This is a genomic window from Stenotrophomonas rhizophila (assembly GCF_007667275.1).
Taxonomy (GTDB): domain Bacteria; phylum Pseudomonadota; class Gammaproteobacteria; order Xanthomonadales; family Xanthomonadaceae; genus Stenotrophomonas; species Stenotrophomonas maltophilia_AE.
The window spans coordinates 150,441-168,139 of the sequence record NZ_VDQT01000004.1; the positions used below are offsets into that span (position 1 = coordinate 150,441).

Below are 17,699 nucleotides of genomic sequence, written 5' to 3' on the forward strand. Positions count from 1 at the left end.
CTGCACGGACATGCGTGGCGCATCCGCACGGGCCGACAGCGGCGTAGCGACACGCCATGCGTGTCCGCGTGAACGCCTGATTGCCTGTTTACGCCGGCTCGTCCGGGATCAGCATGTCTTCCAGCTTGGCGATGCAGTCCTTCAACTGCAGCTTGCGCCGCTTCAGGCGCTTGGCTTCGAACTCGTCATGGCCATTGGCGGCCATGCGCTCGATGGTGACGTCCAGCTCGCGGTGCTCCTGCCGGAGCACGACAAGTCGCTGGGTGATCTGCTCGGGCGTATAGGTATCCACAGAGACGGAGCATACACACCCGGCACGGCGACCGGGAGTGAACGCAGTCACGTCCAGGCACCGATGGCCGTGGCCGCGAGCCGGTAGAATGCAGGGATGTCCGTCGTCCTGCCGCTGCCCGATCCCGCCCCCCGCGCGCCGCGCGTGGACGCGGCCGCGCAGGACAGGCTGGCGCGTCGGCTGCGCCGCCAGGTAGGCCAGGCGATCGCCGACTTCGGCATGATCGAGGACGGCGACCGCATCATGGTCTGCCTGTCCGGCGGCAAGGACAGCTACACCCTGCTGGACGTGCTGCTGCAGCTGCAGAAGAAGGCGCCGGTGGCATTCGAACTGGTGGCGGTGAACCTGGACCAGAAGCAACCCGGCTTCCCCGCGCAGGTGTTGCCCGACTACCTGGCCTCGATCGGCGTGGCGTACCAGATCATCGAACAGGACACCTATTCGGTGGTCAGCCGGGTGATCCCGGAAGGGCGCACGATGTGTTCGCTGTGCTCGCGCCTGCGCCGTGGCGCGCTGTACCGGCACGCGGCCGAAAACGGCTTCAGCAAGATCGCGCTCGGCCACCACCGTGACGACAGCGTGGCCACCTTCTTCCTCAACCTGTTCCACCACGCCAAGCTGTCGGCGATGCCGCCGAAACTGCGCAGCGACGATGGCCGTCACGTGGTGATCCGCCCGCTGGCGTATGTCAGCGAGAGCGACATCCAGGCCTACGCCGACGCGCGCGCGTTTCCGATCATCCCGTGTACGCTGTGCGGCAGCCAGGACACCCTGCAACGCCGACAGGTGGCGCAGATGCTGCAGCAGTGGGAGCAGCAGCACCCCGGGCGCATCGACCAGATCGCGCGTGCGCTGGGCAACATCCATCCCTCGCAGCTGGCCGACCCGGCCCTGTTCGATTTCATGGCGTTGGGCCGCACCCCGCCCGCGCCCAGTGCCGCGTCGGCCTGGACCGACGCGGCTTCCGACCCTGGCGAGGCCCGCGCCCTGGCCTGAGCGCCACGCGGCTGCCGTCGCCACTTCCCTTCACGACTTCATTCCGGATCTCCATGTTCTTTCGCAACCTGACGCTGTTCCGCTTCCCCGCCGCCACCGATTTTTCCGAGGTCGACACCCTGCTGCCGCAGGTCCTGCTCAAGCCGGTGGGACCGCTTGAAATGTCGTCGCGCGGTTTCATTTCCCCGTTCGGCCGGGAGGAAAAGGCCGTGTTCTCGCACCGCGTCGGCGACGCGCTGTGGCTGACCGTGGGCGGTGAGGACAAGATCCTGCCGGGTGCGGTGGTCAACGACCTGCTGGCGCGCAAGCTGGAGGAAATCGAGGAAAAAGAAGGACGCAAGCCGGGTGGCCGCGAGCGCAAGCGCATGAAGGACGACCTGCTGCACGAACTGATGCCGCGCGCCTTCGTGAAGAGCTCGCGTACCGACGCCCTGGTCGACCTGACCCACGGCTTCGTGGCGGTGGACTGCTCGAGCAGCAAGAAGGGCGAGAACATGATGTCCGACATCCGCGGGCTGCTCGGCAGTTTCCCGGCCATGCCGCTGAACGCCGAAGTGGCGCCGCGCTCGATCCTGACCGGGTGGATTGCCGGCGAGCCGCTGCCGACCGGGCTGAGCCTGGGCGAAGAGTGCGAAATGAAGGACCCGGCCGAGGGCGGGGCGGTGGTCAAGTGCCAGCACCAGGAACTGCGCTGCGACGAGATCGACAAGCACCTGGACGCCGGCAAGCAGGTCACCAAACTGGCCCTGGTGTTCGAGGACAACCTGTCGTTCGTGCTCGGCGACGACCTGATCGTGCGCAAGCTGAAGTTCCTCGACGGTGCCCTGGACCAGCTCGAGCACGCCGACGAAGACGGACGCCGCGCTGAACTGGACGCCCGCTTCGCCCTGCAGAGCGGCGAGGTGCGCCGCCTGTTCCTGCTGCTGGAAGAAGCCTTCAAGCTCAGCAAGGCGGATTGACCATCCCCCACGCCGTAGAGCGGGGCTCTGCCCCGCTGCACGTCATCCGGTCAGCGGGGCAGAGCCCCGCTCTACGCAGATGGGTCCCCAGTCATCTGCCCGCCAGCACGAGCGCTATGCTGTACCCATGCCCGGATTCCTCCGCCGCCTGATCTCCCCGGCTGCCGCCCCGACCCTGCAGCGCGACACCGTGCGCCTGCGCCTGGAGGACGACGCGGAGATCGACGTGCTGCGCGTTCGCGACCCGCGCGCGCGCCGGATCAAGCTCAGCGTGGACGAACGCGGCGTGCGCCTGACCCTGCCGCCACGCGCCAGCCTGGCGATGGGCGAACGGTTCCTGCAGCAGCACCGCGACTGGTTGTCCACCCAGCTGCGCAACTACCAGGCACAGAACCTGCCGCCGCCGCTGGTGATCGGGGAATCGGGACTGCTGCCCCTGCGTGGCGAGCTGTTGCCGCTGCGCTGGGAAACCGGGCGCTATGCGCGCCTGCTGCTCGACGACGACGGGGCCTGCATGCACCTGCCCGCACGGGGCACCGATGCCACGGTGAAGCGCACCCTGCGCGACTTCTACGAAGCGCAGACCCGCGCCGACGTGGGCCAGTGGCTGCCGCGTTACCTGCCCAGCCTGCCACGCGCGCCGGCGCGGTTGCGGCTGAAGGTGATGTCCTCGCAGTGGGGTTCGCTGGCGCCGGACGGCAGCATGGCACTGGACCTTGCGCTGGTGCTGGGGCGGCCGTCGGCGTTCGAATACGTGCTGGTGCACGAGCTCTGCCACCTGATCCAGGCCAATCACTCGCCGGCGTTCTGGGCCGAAGTGGAGCAGCGTTTCCCAGCCTGGCGTGCCGAGCGGGATTACTTCCAGCTGGAAGGTCGCCGGCTCAAGGCGATGCTGCGGCAGCTGCTGTAAGCCTGCTTCGGTGGGGTTTGCCACGCAGGGCGTGGCACTACGCGCACCCGGTCGTAGAGCCACGCCCTGCGTGGCTGCTTTCGACCTTGTTGCATGGGATCGCTGCCTGACGCGCGGGAATCTGGCGGCTTCTGCCGCCACCCGGAACGCCCATGTCGACGATGGCATCGGTTGCCTTCGACGTGCTTACCAATGTGCTTGCCGCGGCCGTGCTTGGCACGGTAGCGCTGCTGCGGACGCGCGTGCCGGATGTGTCCGGGGTCTGGACCCTGACCCGCCTTGCGCCGGGGGGCGCGGCCGACGCGGTGTACCTGGTGATGCTGTCGCAGAGTGGCACGCGCGTGGAGGGCGTGGCCGAATGCGTGCAGTGGCGTACCGGCCAAGGGCCCCTGCGGCCGCTGCCAGCGCGCGAACGCACACGGGTGGAGGTCAGCGGCGGGTTGTATGGCAGCGTGTTCCACCGCAAGCGCTTCCGCCTGCTGTTCCGCGAAACCGGGCGGCGCCAGGGCAGCATCGCCACGCACGGGATGGATCGACGCGAAAGCGATGACCATTGGCGCGGCAGCTATATCGCCAGTGCCGATGGCAGCAGTGGCCACAGCGACTGGCGACGGGGACAGGGCGTGCACGGTTTCGCCGCCCCCGGCGACACGCAGCCAGCGACGGTGGGCGCCTGCCGGGAATCAGACGATGCGGCGCGCGGGGAGCCGCGCGATCAGCGCGACGGCTGCGCGCGCAGCGCGGCCGCCTGCGCCCAACGCGCCGCCACGCGCGGTGCGGTGATGCAGACCGCCTGATCGGTCACGGTGGTGACCGCGCGCTCCAGCAGCTGGATGTCGGCCTCGTGCTGGCGCGCCACGTGCGGGTCTTCGAAGAAGATCGCGCGCTGGCAGCGACCCTCGAGCACCTGGTCGGCGATCTGCGCGTCGCCGCCCATCGGCCCGCTTTGATAGCGGGTGACCCATTCCTGGTCCCGGGCCCAGCCGCGGCTCCAGGCAAGTTCGTTCAGGCGCTGGCCGGTGGTGCCGGTACCGACGCGGCTGCGGAACCGCGACAGCAGGTCGAAATGCTCGTCGGCGAAGGCCAGCATGGCGGGCTTCATCGCATCGTGGGCAATCAGCGCCAGCGTGTGCTGTTCGAAGGCATGCAGGTCATGGGCGCCCGGGTCAGCGGACAAGCCGGCGTGCACGCGCTCTACCTCCACCCAGTCGCGCGCGGTGGCCACGGTGGAAATGAACGGCTTGCCGTGGATGACGCACTGGCGCTTGAGCGCGGTGGCTTCGGGGAACACCGAGGAGGGGTCGACCGGATCCATCAGGTAGATCGCGCCGTCGAGGGTGCGCTCGGGCGTGCCCATGCCGACCACTTCGGCGACCAGCTTCATCAGCCCGCCTTCGCGGCCGTTGGGATAGCGGCGCAGGGTCGGGAAGTCGGGCAGGAAGCCCAGCCGCTGGATCGCGTCGTAAGTGCGCCCGACCGCATGCAGCTCGACGCCCAGCTCGCGCAGCCCGCTGTCGCTGGCGCGCAGCCAGCGGAACAGGGCGGCGTGCTTGTCGTGGTGGTGCAGCCGATTGGCGGCCAGGCCGATGCGCATGGGGATCCTTGGTTAAGCCGGAAGCGACATTCTATGGCGCATTTTGGGTTGCCTGGATCGCCAACGCTACGTGGGACACGCCACGCGTGTCCCACGCAATGCCCGACCACCCAGCGCTCATCCGCCTTCACACCTTTTCGTAAAAGTTGCATGGGCGCCCATAGGGGTCATAACCGACATTGGCGTCCACCCTACGCCACCCAGGTTTCCCCACATGCCCTTGACCGCTTCCCCTACCGTTTCGCCGGTGCAGACGCTGGCCCACGATCGCAGTGCCCGCATCCGCGCGCTGGGGCGCCTGCTGCGCCATGCCGCCAGCGGCGACGCCGATGTGCTGCTGGTGGGGCTGGCCCGCATGCTGGATGCGCACATCGAATGCGACCATGGCGATGCCGCCAGCAATGCCCGCATCCGCAGCCAGCTGGATGAGATCCAGTTGCTGTTGGCATTGGAGATCGAACGCGCTGGTTTGCGGGCAGCCGCCTGATTCCAGCGCTGCGTGGGCCGGCCAACGGCCGGCGCTACCCGCCCTGGTCGTCATCACCCGTAGCGTCTGCCCGCCGGCAGCACTCACCGGTAGCGCCGGCCGTTGGCCGGCCCACGGCTATCCGCCGGCGCTACGCGCTGATCAACGTCACGATGCTTGCCGCCGCATCACGGCCTTCGGCCACGGCGGTCACCACCAGGTCCGCACCGCGTACCGCGTCGCCGCCGGCAAACAGCTTCGGGTGGGCGGTCTGGAACGGCAGGCGGCCGCCGCCGCCGGCGAGGATGCGGCCATTGCTGCCGGCTTCCACGCCCTGCGCGGTGAGCCACTCCGGTGCGGTGGGTGAGAACCCGAAGGCGATGATCACCACGTCCGCTTCCAGCAGCGATTCGCTGCCCTCGATCGGCACCGCGCTGCGCCGGCCCTGCGCGTCCGGTTCGCCCAGATGGGTTTCCACCACGGTCACGCCGATCGCTTCGTCGTCGGCACCGGCCTCGATCGACAGCGGCTGGCGGTTGAACAGGAAGCGCACGCCTTCTTCGCGGGCATTGGCCACTTCGCGCGCCGAGCCCGGCATGCTGGCCTCGTCGCGGCGGTACGCGCAGGTCACCCGCGCCGCGCCCAGGCGCACCGCGCTGCGCACGCAGTCCATGCCGGTGTCGCCGCCGCCCAGCACCACCACGCGCTTGCCTTCCAGGTCGGGCAGGGCCAGGGTGTCTTCCCAACCGGCAATCGGCCGGCCGTGTGCGTCGCTGCCGCTCACGATGCGGCTGTTCTGCACCAGGAACGGCAGCGCCGGCAGCACGTTCTTCAGGTCCTGGCCGGGCAGGCCGCCATCGGTGTAACGGTACGCACCGGTGCCGACGAACACCGCGTCGTAGTCGGCCAGCAGCGTATCCAGGGTGACGTCGCGGCCGATCTCCACGCCCAGCCGGAACTGCACGCCCATGCCTTCGAGCACGTTGCGGCGGCGGCTGATCACCGACTTGTCGAGCTTGAAGCTGGGAATGCCGAACTGCAGCAGGCCGCCAATCTGTTCGTAGCGGTCGTACACGACCGCCTGCACGCCGGCGTGCGCCAGCCGGTCGGCGCAGGCCAGCCCGGCCGGGCCGGCACCAATCACCGCCACCCGCTTGCCGGTGCTTTCCACCGCCGTCATGTCCGGGCGCCAACCCGTGGCCAGGGCGGTGTCGACGATGTACTTCTCCACCGCGCCGATGGTGACCGCGCCGAATTCCTCCAGCGTGCAGCTGCCTTCGCACAGGCGGTCCTGCGGGCACACGCGGCCGCACACTTCCGGCAGCGGGTTGGTGGAATGGCACAGCGTGGCCGCTTCATGGATGCGGTTTTCCTGCACCAGCTGCAGCCACTGTGGAATGGCGTTGTGTACCGGGCACTTCCAGCTGCAGTACGGGTTGCCGCAGTCCAGGCAGCGACCGGACTGGTACTGGGCGTCTTCCTTGCCGAACTTGCCGTACAGCTCGCCCCAGTCGCCGGAGGTGCGCAGTTCCACCGGGATGCGCTGCGGCATGGTCCGGGGCAGGTCGAGGAACTGGAAAGCGTGCTTGCGGCTCATGTGTAGGCCCTGGAATTTCCTGGTGCCGGCCAACGGCCGGCGCTACCGAATAGTGGGCCGGTCCGGAAACCGGCGTGGCGTCACGCGGCGCGGCGCAGCGAATCGGTGAGCGATTCGATGCTCGCGGCCTTGGGTTTGACCAGCCAGAACTTGCCGACGTAGTCGCGGAACTCGTCGAGGATCTGCTGCGCCCAGATGCTGCCGGTGAGCTCGCGGTGGCGGCTGATCAGCGTGTGCAGGTGCTGGCGATGGTTCTCGAAGCCTTCGGCGGAAATGCGGTGGATGTCGATCAGTTCGTGGTTGTAGCGGTCCACGAAGTCGCGGTCGATATCCAGCACGTAGGCCAGGCCGCCGGTGAAGCCGGCACCGAAGTTCAACCCCACCTTGCCCAGCACCAGCACGATGCCGTCGGTCATGTACTCGCAGCAGTGGTCGCCGGCGCCCTCGATCACCGCCAGCGCGCCGGAGTTGCGCACGCCGAAGCGCTCGCCGGCGCGACCGGCAGCAAACAGCTCGCCACCGGTGGCGCCGTACAGGCAGGTGTTGCCGATGATCGCCGTATTGCGTGCCTCGAAGCGTGCACCGCGCGGCGGGCGCACGACCAGGCGGCCGCCGGCCATGCCCTTGCCGACGTAGTCGTTGGCTTCGCCTTCGACCTCCAGCTGCAGGCCGCCGACATTGAACGCGCCGAAGCTCTGCCCGGCCGTACCGCGGAAGCGCAGGGTCAGCGGTGCATCGCTCATGCCCTGGTTGCCATGCGCGCGGGCGATCGCGCCGGACAGGCGGGTGCCGATCGAGCGGTCGGTGTTGTGGATCAGGAAGCGGTGTTCGCCGCCCAGCTTGCCGGCGATGGCCGGGGCCAACAGGCCGTCCATCTGCGTGGCCAGGCTGTCCGGCGACTCGTACAGGCGCTGCGCGGCACAGTGGCTGCCGCCGTACTGCGCCGGGTTGAGCAGGCGCGACAGGTCGACCTTGACCCCCGGGCGCGGTGCCACCTCCAGCTGCTGCAGCAGGTCGGTACGGCCGACGATTTCATCCAGCGAACGCACGCCGAGGTACGACAGCCAGCCGCGCACTTCCTCGGCCAGCAGCCGGAAGAAGTTCTCCACGCGTTCGGGCAGGCCGGTGAAGTACTGCGCGCGCAGGCGCTCGTCCTGGGTGGCCACGCCGGTGGCGCAGTTGTTGAGGTGGCAGATGCGCAGGTACTTGCAGCCCAGCACGATCATCGGCGCGGTGCCGAAGCCGAAGCTGTCCGCGCCCAGCAGTGCCGCCTTGATCACGTCCAGCCCGGTTTTCAGGCCGCCATCGGTCTGCAGCAGGGTGCGCCCACGCAGGTCGTTGGCCACCAGGGCCTGGTGCGATTCGGCCACGCCCAGTTCCCACGGCACGCCCGCATAGCGGATCGAGCTGACCGGGCTGGCACCGGTTCCGCCGTCATGGCCGGACACGGTGATCAGGTCGGCACCGGCCTTGACCACGCCCGCGGCAATGGTGCCCACGCCGGCATGCGAGACCAGTTTCACCGAGACCAGCGCATCCGGATTGACCTGCTTGAGGTCGTAGATCAGCTGGGCCAGGTCTTCGATCGAATAGATGTCGTGGTGCGGCGGCGGTGAGATCAGGCCGATGCCCGGTTTGGCATAGCGCAGCCGCGCGATCAGCTCGTTGACCTTGTGGCCGGGCAGCTGCCCGCCTTCGCCGGGCTTGGCGCCCTGGGCCACCTTGATCTGCAGCACTTCGGCATTCACCAGGTATTCGGCGGTGACGCCGAAGCGGCCCGAGGCCACCTGCTTGATCTTGCTGCGCTTGTTCGTACCGTAGCGGACCGGATCTTCGCCGCCTTCGCCGGAGTTGCTGCGCCCGCCCAGCCGGTTCATGGCGATGGCCAGTGCTTCGTGCGCTTCAGGCGAGAGCGCGCCGAGGCTGATCGCGGCGGTATCGAAGCGGCGGAACAGGTCTTCGGCCGGGGCCACTTCATCCAGCGGGGTCGGCGTCGGCGCCGCCTTGAGCTGCAGCAGGTCGCGCAGGGCCGAGACCGGCCGGCCGTGCACCGCTTCGCAGTAGCGCTGCCAGTCGGCCGCCTCCCCGCTGCGCGCGGCGCGCTGCAGGGTCATGACCACGTCCGGGTTGTACATGTGGTACTCGCCGCCGTGCACGTACTTCAGCACGCCGCCCACGTCCGGGCGCAGCAGGTCGTTCCAGGCGCGCACGGTGAGTTCGCGGGCCTCGTCGTCCAGCCGTGCGAAGCCCACGCCCGCCACCCGCGACGGGGTCTCGGGGAAGCACAGGTCGACCACTTCGTCATCCAGGCCGACGATCTCGAACAGCTGCGCGCCGCGGTAACTGGCCACGGTACAAATGCCCATCTTGGAGATGATCTTGGACAGGCCCTTGTAGATGCCCTTGCGGTAGCTGCGACCGATCTGCGACTGCTCGCCGCCCTTCTTCAGCTGCAGGATGCCGCGCCGTCCCAGGTCGAACAGGGTCTGGTAGGCCAGGTACGGATACACCGCCGTGGCGCCGAAGCCGAGCAGGCAGGCCATGTGGTGCGGGTCGCGCGCGGTGCCGGTTTCCAGGATCAGGTTGACGTCGCAACGCAGCCCGGCGTTGGAGAGGTGGTGGTGCACCGCACTGGTGGCCAGCAGCGCATGCACCATCGGCCGGTCGGCCACCGGGTAGCGGTCGCTGAGCAGCAGCATGACGATGCCTTCGCGCGCGGCCGCTTCGGCTTCGGCGCAGATGCGTTCGATACCGGCCTTCAGCCCTTCGTCCAGGCTGTAGGACAGGTCGATGAGCCGGTTGCGGTCCACGTACTGCGGCATCTTGATCAGCTGGCGCAGCTTGCGCTGGCTGAGCACCGGCGAATTGAGGATGACGTGGTTCACCGTCTCCGCGCCGGCATGGAAGATGTTGGTCTCCTTGCCGAGCTGGGTGGTGAGCGACATCACGCAGTCTTCCCGCAGCGGGTCGATCGGCGGGTTGGTGACCTGCGCGAAGGCCTGGCGGAAATAGTCGTACAGCGGACGGCTCTGCTGGCTGAGCACCGCCATCGGGGTGTCATCGCCCATCGAACCGGTGGCTTCCTGCTCGGTCTCGGCCAGCGGGCGCAGGATCTGCTCCACTTCCTCGGTGCTGAGCTGGAACAGCTTGTGGTAGCTGCGCAGGGTGCGCTCGTCGAACGGCTCCTCCACCAGCGACGGGTCGATCAGCTCGGTCTGCAGGTAGGTCACGCCCTGCTGCAGCCACTGCTTGTACGGCGCGCGGCCGCGGTTGATGCGGTCGATGGCATCCGAATCCAGCAGGTCGCCGCGTTTGAGGTCGATGGCCATCATCTCACCCGGGCCCAGCTTGCCCTTGCGCACTACGCGCTCGGCCGGGACTTCCCACACGCCGGCTTCGGAGGCGACCAGGAAGTGGCGGTCGGAGGTGAGCATCCAGCGCGCCGGGCGCAGTCCGTTGCGGTCCAGCGTGCAGGCCGCATAGCGGCCATCGCAGGCGACGATGCCGGCCGGCCCGTCCCACGGCTCGCTGTTGAGGCCGTAGAACTCGTAGAACGCGGCCAGGTCGGCGTCCTTGAACTCCAGCGACTGGGTCGCCGGCGGCACCAGGATGCGCAGCGCCTGGATCAGGTCCATGCCGGCGCTGACCATCAGCTCCAGCATGTTGTCCAGGCTCTGCGAATCCGAGCCGTGCATGGAGATCACCGGGTCGAACTCGGCGATGTCGAAACGCGGGGTCTTCCACACCTTGCTGCGCGCCTGCGCCCAGCGCCGGTTGCCTTCGATGGTGTTGATCTCGCCGTTGTGGGCGAGCATGCGGAACGGATGCGCCAGCGGCCAGCGCGGCAGCGTGTTGGTGGAGAAGCGCTGGTGGAACACGATCGCGCTGGAGGCCAGGTCGTTGCGCTGCAGGTCCGGGTAGAACCGGCTCAGCTTGTCCGGCAGCACCATTCCCTTGTAGCTGATCGCATTCGGGCTGAGCGTGGTGACGTAGTAGTCGGCGTGTTCGCGCAGCTGCTGTTCGCTGCGGCGACGGGCCAGGAACAGGGCCAGGGTGAAGGCGGCTTCGTCCTGGCCGTGGCCGGCGTCGACGAATACCTGTTCGATCTGCGGCAGGGTGTCGCGCGCAAGCTGGCCACACACGCTGGGGTCGGTGGGCACCACGCGCCAACCCAGCGGCTGGCAGCCGGCATCGCGCAGCTGCTGTTCGAGGGTGTCGCGGCAGGCCTGCGCGGCGGCCGCATCGTGCGGCAGGAACACCACGCCGGCAGCATGGCGCGTACCGAGCTGGATGCCGGCTTCGGCAGCGAGGGCTTTCAGGAAGGCGTCCGGGCGGCGCAGCAGCAGGCCGCAGCCGTCACCGGTGATGCCGTCGGCGGCGACGCCGCCACGATGGGTCATGCGCGAAAGCGCGGCAATCGCGGTGTCGACCAGCAGCCGGGACGGCTGGTCATCCAGTTGCGCGACCATGCCGAAACCACAGGCATCGCGTTCGTCTTGCGGGTCGTAAAGCCCTTGGCGGTTGCGGGGGGCCATCTCTGCCTCTAAGTCGGGTGAGCGGCGACACTCGTCCCCGCTCAATCCGTCGAGCGCATCTGGAGGCACCGGATGCTTCGACTAGAGCACAGTTGCTGCAACGCCGCAATACACCGTTGCAGGCGCAACCAAACCCGTTGGAAACCGGGCGTTCCGCCCGGTTTCCGTGCCGCCAATTCAGCCGCAGCGCACGCCGGTGACAACACCCTTTTCGTCCACTTCAACGTTCAGGCGTTCGCCCACGAATTCCATGGTGGTCATATCGGTGGGCTTGAGCACGCGCAGTTCGCGGGCATTGGCATCCTGCTGCGCCTGGCCACCGATTTCCTCGGAATAGGCCTGGCCGATCAGGCTCTGTACCTGGTTGGCGTCGCAGTTGCCGACCGGTGGCGCTTCAGTGGCTTTGCCCGCGGTGGCATCGGCGGGAGCGGCGGCTTCTTCTGCCGCCTTCTGTGCGTGGGCACCTGCCGCGTCCTGTTCGTCCATCGGCGGGGCCTTGCAGGCGCCCAGCAACAGCACGGTCGGGAGCAGGAGAGCGCCCAGGAGTCTGGGAGCGATGGAGGGCAGCACGCGGCGGGACGACAAGGACGACATCGAGACTCCGGAAGGTTGGAAACCAGGAAGGGCAAGAGCATATCCCGAGCCGCCGCGTGAGGTGTTTGTCTTCTGTTATTGACGCGGCATCGCCGCGCCACCGACCACACTGCAGGCCCGTTCCCGCCGCTGCCTCCATGCCCGCACGCCTTGCCACCCCCGAAGTCGCCGCCGCCCGCCAGGCCGGCCTGCGCTATGTCAGCGACGACCAGCCCGGCATCGCCCGGCGCAAGGCCGGCAAAGGTTTCAGTTACCGCGATGCGGACGGGCACGCAGTGCGCGACGCGGCCACCCTGGCCCGGATCCGCGCACTCGCCATCCCCCCGGCCTACACCGAGGTCTGGATCTGCGCATTGGACAACGGCCACCTGCAGGCTACCGGGCGCGACGCGCGGCGGCGCAAGCAGTACCGATACCACGCGGACTGGGCGCGGGTGCGCGGCGATGGCAAGTTCGACCGGGTGATCGCCTTCGGCCAGGCGCTGCCAACACTGCGGCGGCGCCTGCGCCGCGACCTCAAGCTGCCGGGGCTGCCGCAGGACAAGGTGCTGGCCATCGTGGTGGCGCTGCTGGCCGAGACCCTGGTCCGCGTGGGCAACCCCGAGTACGCCCGCGACAACCGTTCGTATGGGCTGACCACATTGCGCAACCGCCACCTGGAGCTGGTGCGCGGCGGGCGCGCACGCATGCGCTTCCGGGGCAAGTCGGGCCAGGAGCACGAGGTGGAGATCAACGACCAGCGCCTGGTCGAGCTGATCCGACGCTGCCAGCAGTTGCCGGGCCAGGCCCTGTTCCAGTACCGCGACGACGACGGCACCATCCAGCCGGTGGACTCGGGCCAGGTCAACGCCTACCTGCGCGACGCGATGGGCGAGGACTTCAGTGCCAAGGACTTCCGCACCTGGGGCGGCACCGTGGCGGCGCTGCGCCATTTCGCGGCCACCGCGCTGCCGGAGTCGCCCAGCGAGCGCGCGCTGGCCGCGCTGCAGAAGGAGGTCATCTGCCAGGTGGCCGCACGCCTCGGCAACACGCCGGCCGTGTGCCGCAAGGCCTACATCGACCCCAGCGTGTTCGACGGCTGGCGCGCCGGCTCATTGGTGAAGCTGGCCACCCTGCGCGGCGACCGCCAATGGGAGCAGGCCACGCTCAAGTTCCTGCGCATGGCAAGGAAAAAGACCCGCAAGGCCCGCTGATCCCGCTGCGGCCACGGCCACCGCGATAACGTCCACAACCGTCACCGGACACGCCCACCGCCGTCACGGGAAAACGTCCCCGACCGCCGCGGTAGCGCCGACCGTTGGTCGGCCCAAGCGGTCCAACCGCGCCCATCAACCTCGATCAACCGCAGAACACGGCGGTGATGTTGTTGGTACGCCCGGTCTCGATGGTCAGCCGCTCCCCCCCACTTTCCGGACCCGGCGTAGCGCTCGCCGCACCACTCGCGGTGGCACCACTCTCCGCGCGCTGCCCGCGCACCACCACCACCTCGAGGCTGTCGCTGTCCACCCGCGCGCGTTCGACGGTGGCGGCCGATGCGGCCAGGCCGACGGCGCCGCGCACCTTGTCCACGTGGCACTGGCCCGAAATGACGCCATCAATGGGCTGCACCTGCGCGACCGGCGTACTGCTGCAGGCGGACAGGACGGTCAAAGCGGCAACGGCAAACAGGGGACGCAACATGGCAGCACTCCAGCGGGATTCTGGTGCCCACGATGCCGCCGCGCGCGTATGCGGCGGATGAAGCCATACACAGTGTGGCGACATGCCATTCACCGGCTGCGACGGTGCGGTTGGCCACACTGCCTGTGCCCTGCCACTTCCTCCCGGCACGGGCCACGCGTTGAAGGAGCACATCATGGCCACCGCCAGAAAGACCCGCAAAACCGCCGCCTCCAAGCCCATCGCCCAGGATGCGAAGCCCGTCCGCGAGCGCACTCCGGTGGTCAAGACCGCCACCCGCAAGGCGGCCGCCACCGACCCGCGCGCGGCCCGTGTGGCGGCACGCCAGCGTCGCCTGCAGGACCAGGAAAAGGCCAAGGACGCGCGCGCTGCGGCGAAGAAGGCCAGCAAGAAGGCGGCGAAGAAGGCCACCCAGGCCGGTAGCCGCAAGCAGCCGGAGACCATGCCGGCCCAGCACATTGCCAAGCCCGGCAACGAGCACGAACTGGACCTCGCCCCGCGCTTCCTCGCGCCCGACTACGTGGGCAGCGGCAAGCTGCAGGGCAAGCGCGCGATCATCACCGGCGCCGACTCCGGCATCGGCCGCGCGGTAGCGGTGCTGTTCGCCCGCGAAGGTGCGGACGTGGCGGTGTTGCACCTGGACGAAAAGGAGGACGCCGACGTCACGCGCCAGCACGTGGAAGCCGAAGGCACCCGCTGCGTGGTCATCGCCGGCGACGTGCGCGATCCGAAATTCTGCAACAAGGCGGTCAAACAGGTAGCCAAGGCGTTCGGCGGCATCGACATCCTGGTCAACAACGCGGCGTTCCAGCTGCACTGCGAGCGCCTGGAAGACCTGGAAGACGAGCACCTGCAGGAAACCTTGCAGACCAACATCGGCGGCTACATCCAGATGGCGCGTGCAGTGCTGCCGCACCTGCAGGAAGGCGGCTGCATCATCAACAGCGGGTCGGAGACCGGCCTGTTCGGGAGCAAGGCGCTGATCGACTATTCCGCCACCAAGGGCGCCATCCACGCCTTTACCAAGGCCCTGGCCAGCCAGCTGCTGCCACGCGGCATCCGGGTCAACGCGGTCGCGCCGGGACCGGTGTGGACGCCGCTCAACCCGGCCGACAAGCAGGCACCGGACGTGGCCGAATTCGGCAAGGACAGCGACATGGGCCGCCCCGCGCAGCCGGAGGAACTGTCGCCGGCGTATGTGTTCCTGGCCTCCCCGATCACCGCCAGCTACATCAGCGGCGTGATACTGCCCGTCATGGGCGGCCCGCGAGGGTGAGCAGGACAACCGGTGGCGCTATTGGGGGCCATCGGCTCATGCATGGGAATTGCCTGATACAAACGTATCGATGAATACGATAGCCTCGACTGCCATGCATGCGTAAACGCCGGCAGGTCCAGGACTTCACACGGAAAGGGAGAGTGTCAATGGCAAGCCGCAAAGAGGGCAAAGTAATCCTTGCAGCCTTATCGATCGCTTTCGGCCTGTTTGTCTTCGGCTATCACGGGGGCAAACAGTTGGCGAAGGCGGAGAACGCCTCAGCAGCGTCGGTCGAAAAGGACCTGCAGGCGTAACGGGCTATCCAGAGCCGCGCTACCGTTCGTCGGCGCGCGCCCTCCGGCACTTGACGACACGTGTAGTCACTGGCACCGTGGCTACACGTGTAGTCAACGGAGTGTGCCATGCGCGGCAAGACCATCGGGGACCAGGAACTGGCCCTGCTGCAGTACATAGCGGAACAGGACGACGCCAGCGTCGGGGAAGTGGCGGCCGGCTTCGGCGAGGAGCGTGGCCTGGCCCGCTCCACCGTGCTGACCATGATGGAACGCCTGCGCGGCAAGTCTTACCTGCAGCGCCAGCAGGTCGAGGGCGTGTACCGCTACTCGGCCACCGGCGAACAGGACAGCGTGGTCCAGGGGGCGGTGGCCAGCTTCGTGGAGAAGACCCTGCAGGGGTCGGTGTCGCCATTCGTGGCGTTCATGTCGCACAAGGCCGACGTCAGCGACAGCGAACTGGCCGAGCTGGAAGCGCTGGTCGCGCAGCTGCAGTCGCGCAAGCGGGAGGGCTGAGCCATGGATACCACGATGATGGAACTGCTGACCCGCCTGGCCTGGACCTCCGTGCAGAGTGCGGTGCTGGTGGCACTGGTGTGGGGCGTGTGCCGGCTGCTGCCGCGCCTGCCCGCAGCCACGCGCTGCCGGCTGTGGTGGCTGGTTGCGCTGCAGGCAGTGCTGGGGCTGGTCTGGAGCAGTCCGCTGGAACTGGCGGTGCTGCCCGCGCCGGGCATCGACACCGCCACGATGGCTGCGCAGCCGATGGTGCCGGTGCAGATGGAACTGACCGGGGCGATGGTCGACGTGGCGCCGCCAGCGGCCACGACCGCGCTGGTGCCCACGCTGTCCTGGCAAACGGCGCTGCTCGCGCTGTGGGCGGCCGGTGTGCTGGTGATGCTGCTGCACAGCCTGCGCGCGTATCGGCAGAGCCGCGCGCTGGTGCGCAGTGCCGCGGCGTGCACGGATTCCAACCTGCAGCAGGCGCTGCAGCTGGCTGCAGAAGCGCATGGACTGGCACGCCCGCCGCAGCTGAAGATTTCCGCGCAGATCACCTCGCCGCAGCTGATCGGGCCCTGGAATCCGGTGTTGCTGCTGCCGGCACGTGAGCTGCCGGCGATGGCGGCGGATGATCTGGACATGGCGCTGACACATGAACTGGTGCATCTGCAACGCCGCGACCTGTGGTGGGGGCTGCTGCCCGCGCTGGCGCAGCACCTGCTGTTCTTCCATCCCTTGATACACCTGGCGGCGCGCGAGTACGCGCTGGCGCGCGAAGAGGCCTGCGACAGCGCCGTGGTGGCAGGGCATGGCCACTGCCGCCATGACTATGGCCGCCTGCTGGTGCAGCTGGGCGTGGCGCCGCGTCCGGCGGTAGGCGTGGCCAGTGCATCGCCGAACTTCCGCAGCCTGAAGCGTCGGCTGCTGACCCTGCAACAGACCGGCTCGCTGCCGCGCGCGGTATCGGTGGCGGTGACGGCCGTGTTCGTACTGGTCGGTGTCGCCCCGCTGCGGCTGGTCGCGGCGGTACCGCCGGTACCGCCGGCACCGCCCGCGCTGGCCGCCGCCCCGGCACTGCCGCCGGTGCCCACCGCGCCCAAGGCACCGGCGGCACCCACGCCGGCCCCGATACCGCGCCCCGCCGCCGCCCCGCGCCCGGCAGCGGCACCCGCTGCACCGGCCGTGCCTTCGGCACCTGCTGCACCCCGCGCGCCAGCAGCGCCGCATCCGGATCCAGTGGGCAGCACTCAGGTCAACCACACCGGCAGCAGCACCACGCTGGTCACCCATGGTCGCCTCGATCTGTCGCACCAATCGTCGCAGGCCTACGTGTTGCGCATGGGCGAGGACAACTTCGTGGACGCGTCGATGGCCGACCTGAAGCAGTCGCAGCGCGATACCGGCAAGGGTGAATCGGTGCTGTGGGTGCGCCGCGGCAACGAACGTTACGTGATCCGCGATCCGGCGCTGATCCGCTCGCTCAGCCAGTCGCAGAAGGAGGTCGCGGCGCTCGGCCGCGCGCAGGGCGAACTGGGTGAACAGCAGGGCCGGCTGGGCGAGCAGCAGGGTCGCCTGGGCGAGCGCATCTCGACCATCGCGCAGCAGGTCAGCCTGGACGCGCTTGCCGCAAGCCGGGAGGTCATGGCGGCCGACGCTGCGGAAATGGCAAACCAGGCAGCGCGCTCCGGGCGCAGCACGGTGGACGCTGCGGCGGTTGCACGTCGCGCCAGCGGGCAGGCCCGCCAGCAGCCCGCGCAGGCGCGCGACGATCAGGCCCGCCAGCAGCAGATCGAGCAGGCTGCCGCACAACAGGCCCAGCTTGCGCTCCAGCAGGAGGGCTTGGCCCGCCAGCAGGAGGCGTTGGCGGCACGCCAGAGTGTGGCGTCGGCGAAGGTGGCGCGCGATGTGCGCAGTGCCATCGACCAGGCCCTGGCCAACGGTACGGCGCAGCGGGTGCGGTAAGGCGTCCAGGTGTGGCCACGCAGGGCGTGGCCGCACCTTGGCGGGGGGGGCGCGCAGCCACGCAG

16 protein-coding genes are annotated in these 17,699 nt (G+C 68.8%); 10 read left to right on the forward strand and 6 right to left on the reverse strand.

The features are described from left to right. Positions 1-88: 88 nt before the first annotated feature. Positions 89-292 carry a YdcH family protein gene (locus FSZ13_RS13670; protein WP_145480609.1) on the reverse strand — a complete coding sequence of 68 codons (204 nt, stop codon included), beginning with the start codon at positions 290-292 and terminating at the stop codon, positions 89-91. A gap of 96 nt (positions 293-388) precedes the next feature. Here FSZ13_RS13670 and ttcA point away from each other — a divergent pair, with 96 nt between their 5' ends. From ttcA to FSZ13_RS13690, 4 genes are all read left to right on the forward strand, one after another. Next, a complete protein-coding gene (gene ttcA / locus FSZ13_RS13675) occupies positions 389-1,288 on the forward strand; it encodes a tRNA 2-thiocytidine(32) synthetase TtcA (protein WP_145480611.1) in 900 nt (299 codons plus the stop codon). Positions 1,289-1,341: 53 nt separating this feature from the next. Next, the gene (locus tag FSZ13_RS13680; protein WP_145480613.1) at positions 1,342-2,247 is read left to right on the forward strand and encodes a recombination-associated protein RdgC; all 906 of its coding nucleotides are present in this window, start codon (positions 1,342-1,344) and stop codon (positions 2,245-2,247) included. Between the two features lie 127 nt (positions 2,248-2,374). Further along, a complete protein-coding gene (locus tag FSZ13_RS13685) occupies positions 2,375-3,157 on the forward strand; it encodes a M48 family metallopeptidase (RefSeq protein ID WP_145480615.1) in 783 nt (260 codons plus the stop codon). Between the two features lie 152 nt (positions 3,158-3,309). Beyond that, on the forward strand, positions 3,310-3,954 hold the full coding sequence (locus tag FSZ13_RS13690) for a hypothetical protein (protein ID WP_145480618.1): 645 nt from the start codon (positions 3,310-3,312) through the stop codon (positions 3,952-3,954). On the opposite strand, the gene FSZ13_RS13695 is transcribed toward FSZ13_RS13690, so the two are convergent. After that, positions 3,873-4,751: a methylglyoxal synthase gene (locus tag FSZ13_RS13695; protein WP_145480620.1), complete on the reverse strand. Its 879-nt coding sequence runs from the start codon at positions 4,749-4,751 to the stop codon at positions 3,873-3,875. The genes FSZ13_RS13690 and FSZ13_RS13695 overlap by 82 nt on opposite strands. A gap of 214 nt (positions 4,752-4,965) precedes the next feature. On the opposite strand from FSZ13_RS13695, the gene FSZ13_RS13700 reads away from it, so the two are divergent. Beyond that, positions 4,966-5,238 carry a hypothetical protein gene (locus FSZ13_RS13700; protein ID WP_145480622.1) on the forward strand — a complete coding sequence of 91 codons (273 nt, stop codon included), beginning with the start codon at positions 4,966-4,968 and terminating at the stop codon, positions 5,236-5,238. 130 nt (positions 5,239-5,368) lie between these two features. Here the strand turns inward: FSZ13_RS13700 and FSZ13_RS13705 are convergent, their stop codons facing one another. The 3 genes from FSZ13_RS13705 to FSZ13_RS13715 all read right to left on the reverse strand — a co-directional run bounded on the left by FSZ13_RS13705 (position 5,369) and on the right by FSZ13_RS13715 (position 11,943). Continuing rightward, the gene (locus FSZ13_RS13705; protein ID WP_145480624.1) at positions 5,369-6,814 is read right to left on the reverse strand and encodes an FAD-dependent oxidoreductase; all 1,446 of its coding nucleotides are present in this window, start codon (positions 6,812-6,814) and stop codon (positions 5,369-5,371) included. Between the two features lie 80 nt (positions 6,815-6,894). Continuing rightward, entirely contained in the window at positions 6,895-11,349 is a 4,455-nt protein-coding gene (gltB, locus tag FSZ13_RS13710) for a glutamate synthase large subunit (RefSeq protein WP_145480626.1), read from the reverse strand. A gap of 177 nt (positions 11,350-11,526) precedes the next feature. Next, a complete protein-coding gene (locus FSZ13_RS13715) occupies positions 11,527-11,943 on the reverse strand; it encodes an I78 family peptidase inhibitor (protein ID WP_145480628.1) in 417 nt (138 codons plus the stop codon). A 137-nt stretch (positions 11,944-12,080) separates the two neighbouring features. On the opposite strand from FSZ13_RS13715, the gene FSZ13_RS13720 reads away from it, so the two are divergent. Further along, positions 12,081-13,136, forward strand: a complete 1,056-nt coding sequence (locus FSZ13_RS13720) for a DNA topoisomerase IB (RefSeq protein WP_145480630.1) — start codon at positions 12,081-12,083, stop codon at positions 13,134-13,136. Between the two features lie 145 nt (positions 13,137-13,281). Here the strand turns inward: FSZ13_RS13720 and FSZ13_RS13725 are convergent, their stop codons facing one another. Further along, the gene (locus tag FSZ13_RS13725; protein WP_145480632.1) at positions 13,282-13,623 is read right to left on the reverse strand and encodes a hypothetical protein; all 342 of its coding nucleotides are present in this window, start codon (positions 13,621-13,623) and stop codon (positions 13,282-13,284) included. Between the two features lie 175 nt (positions 13,624-13,798). On the opposite strand from FSZ13_RS13725, the gene FSZ13_RS13730 reads away from it, so the two are divergent. From FSZ13_RS13730 to FSZ13_RS13740, 4 genes are all read left to right on the forward strand, one after another. Continuing rightward, positions 13,799-14,899: an SDR family oxidoreductase gene (locus tag FSZ13_RS13730; RefSeq protein ID WP_145480634.1), complete on the forward strand. Its 1,101-nt coding sequence runs from the start codon at positions 13,799-13,801 to the stop codon at positions 14,897-14,899. Positions 14,900-15,048: 149 nt separating this feature from the next. Further along, complete coding sequence (locus tag FSZ13_RS18495; RefSeq protein ID WP_186308948.1) at positions 15,049-15,195, forward strand: hypothetical protein; 147 nt, start codon at positions 15,049-15,051, stop codon at positions 15,193-15,195. Between the two features lie 108 nt (positions 15,196-15,303). Continuing rightward, a complete protein-coding gene (locus tag FSZ13_RS13735; protein WP_145480636.1) occupies positions 15,304-15,690 on the forward strand; it encodes a BlaI/MecI/CopY family transcriptional regulator in 387 nt (128 codons plus the stop codon). 3 nt (positions 15,691-15,693) lie between these two features. Beyond that, entirely contained in the window at positions 15,694-17,634 is a 1,941-nt protein-coding gene (locus FSZ13_RS13740; protein ID WP_145480638.1) for a M56 family metallopeptidase, read from the forward strand. Positions 17,635-17,699: the final 65 nt, after the last annotated feature.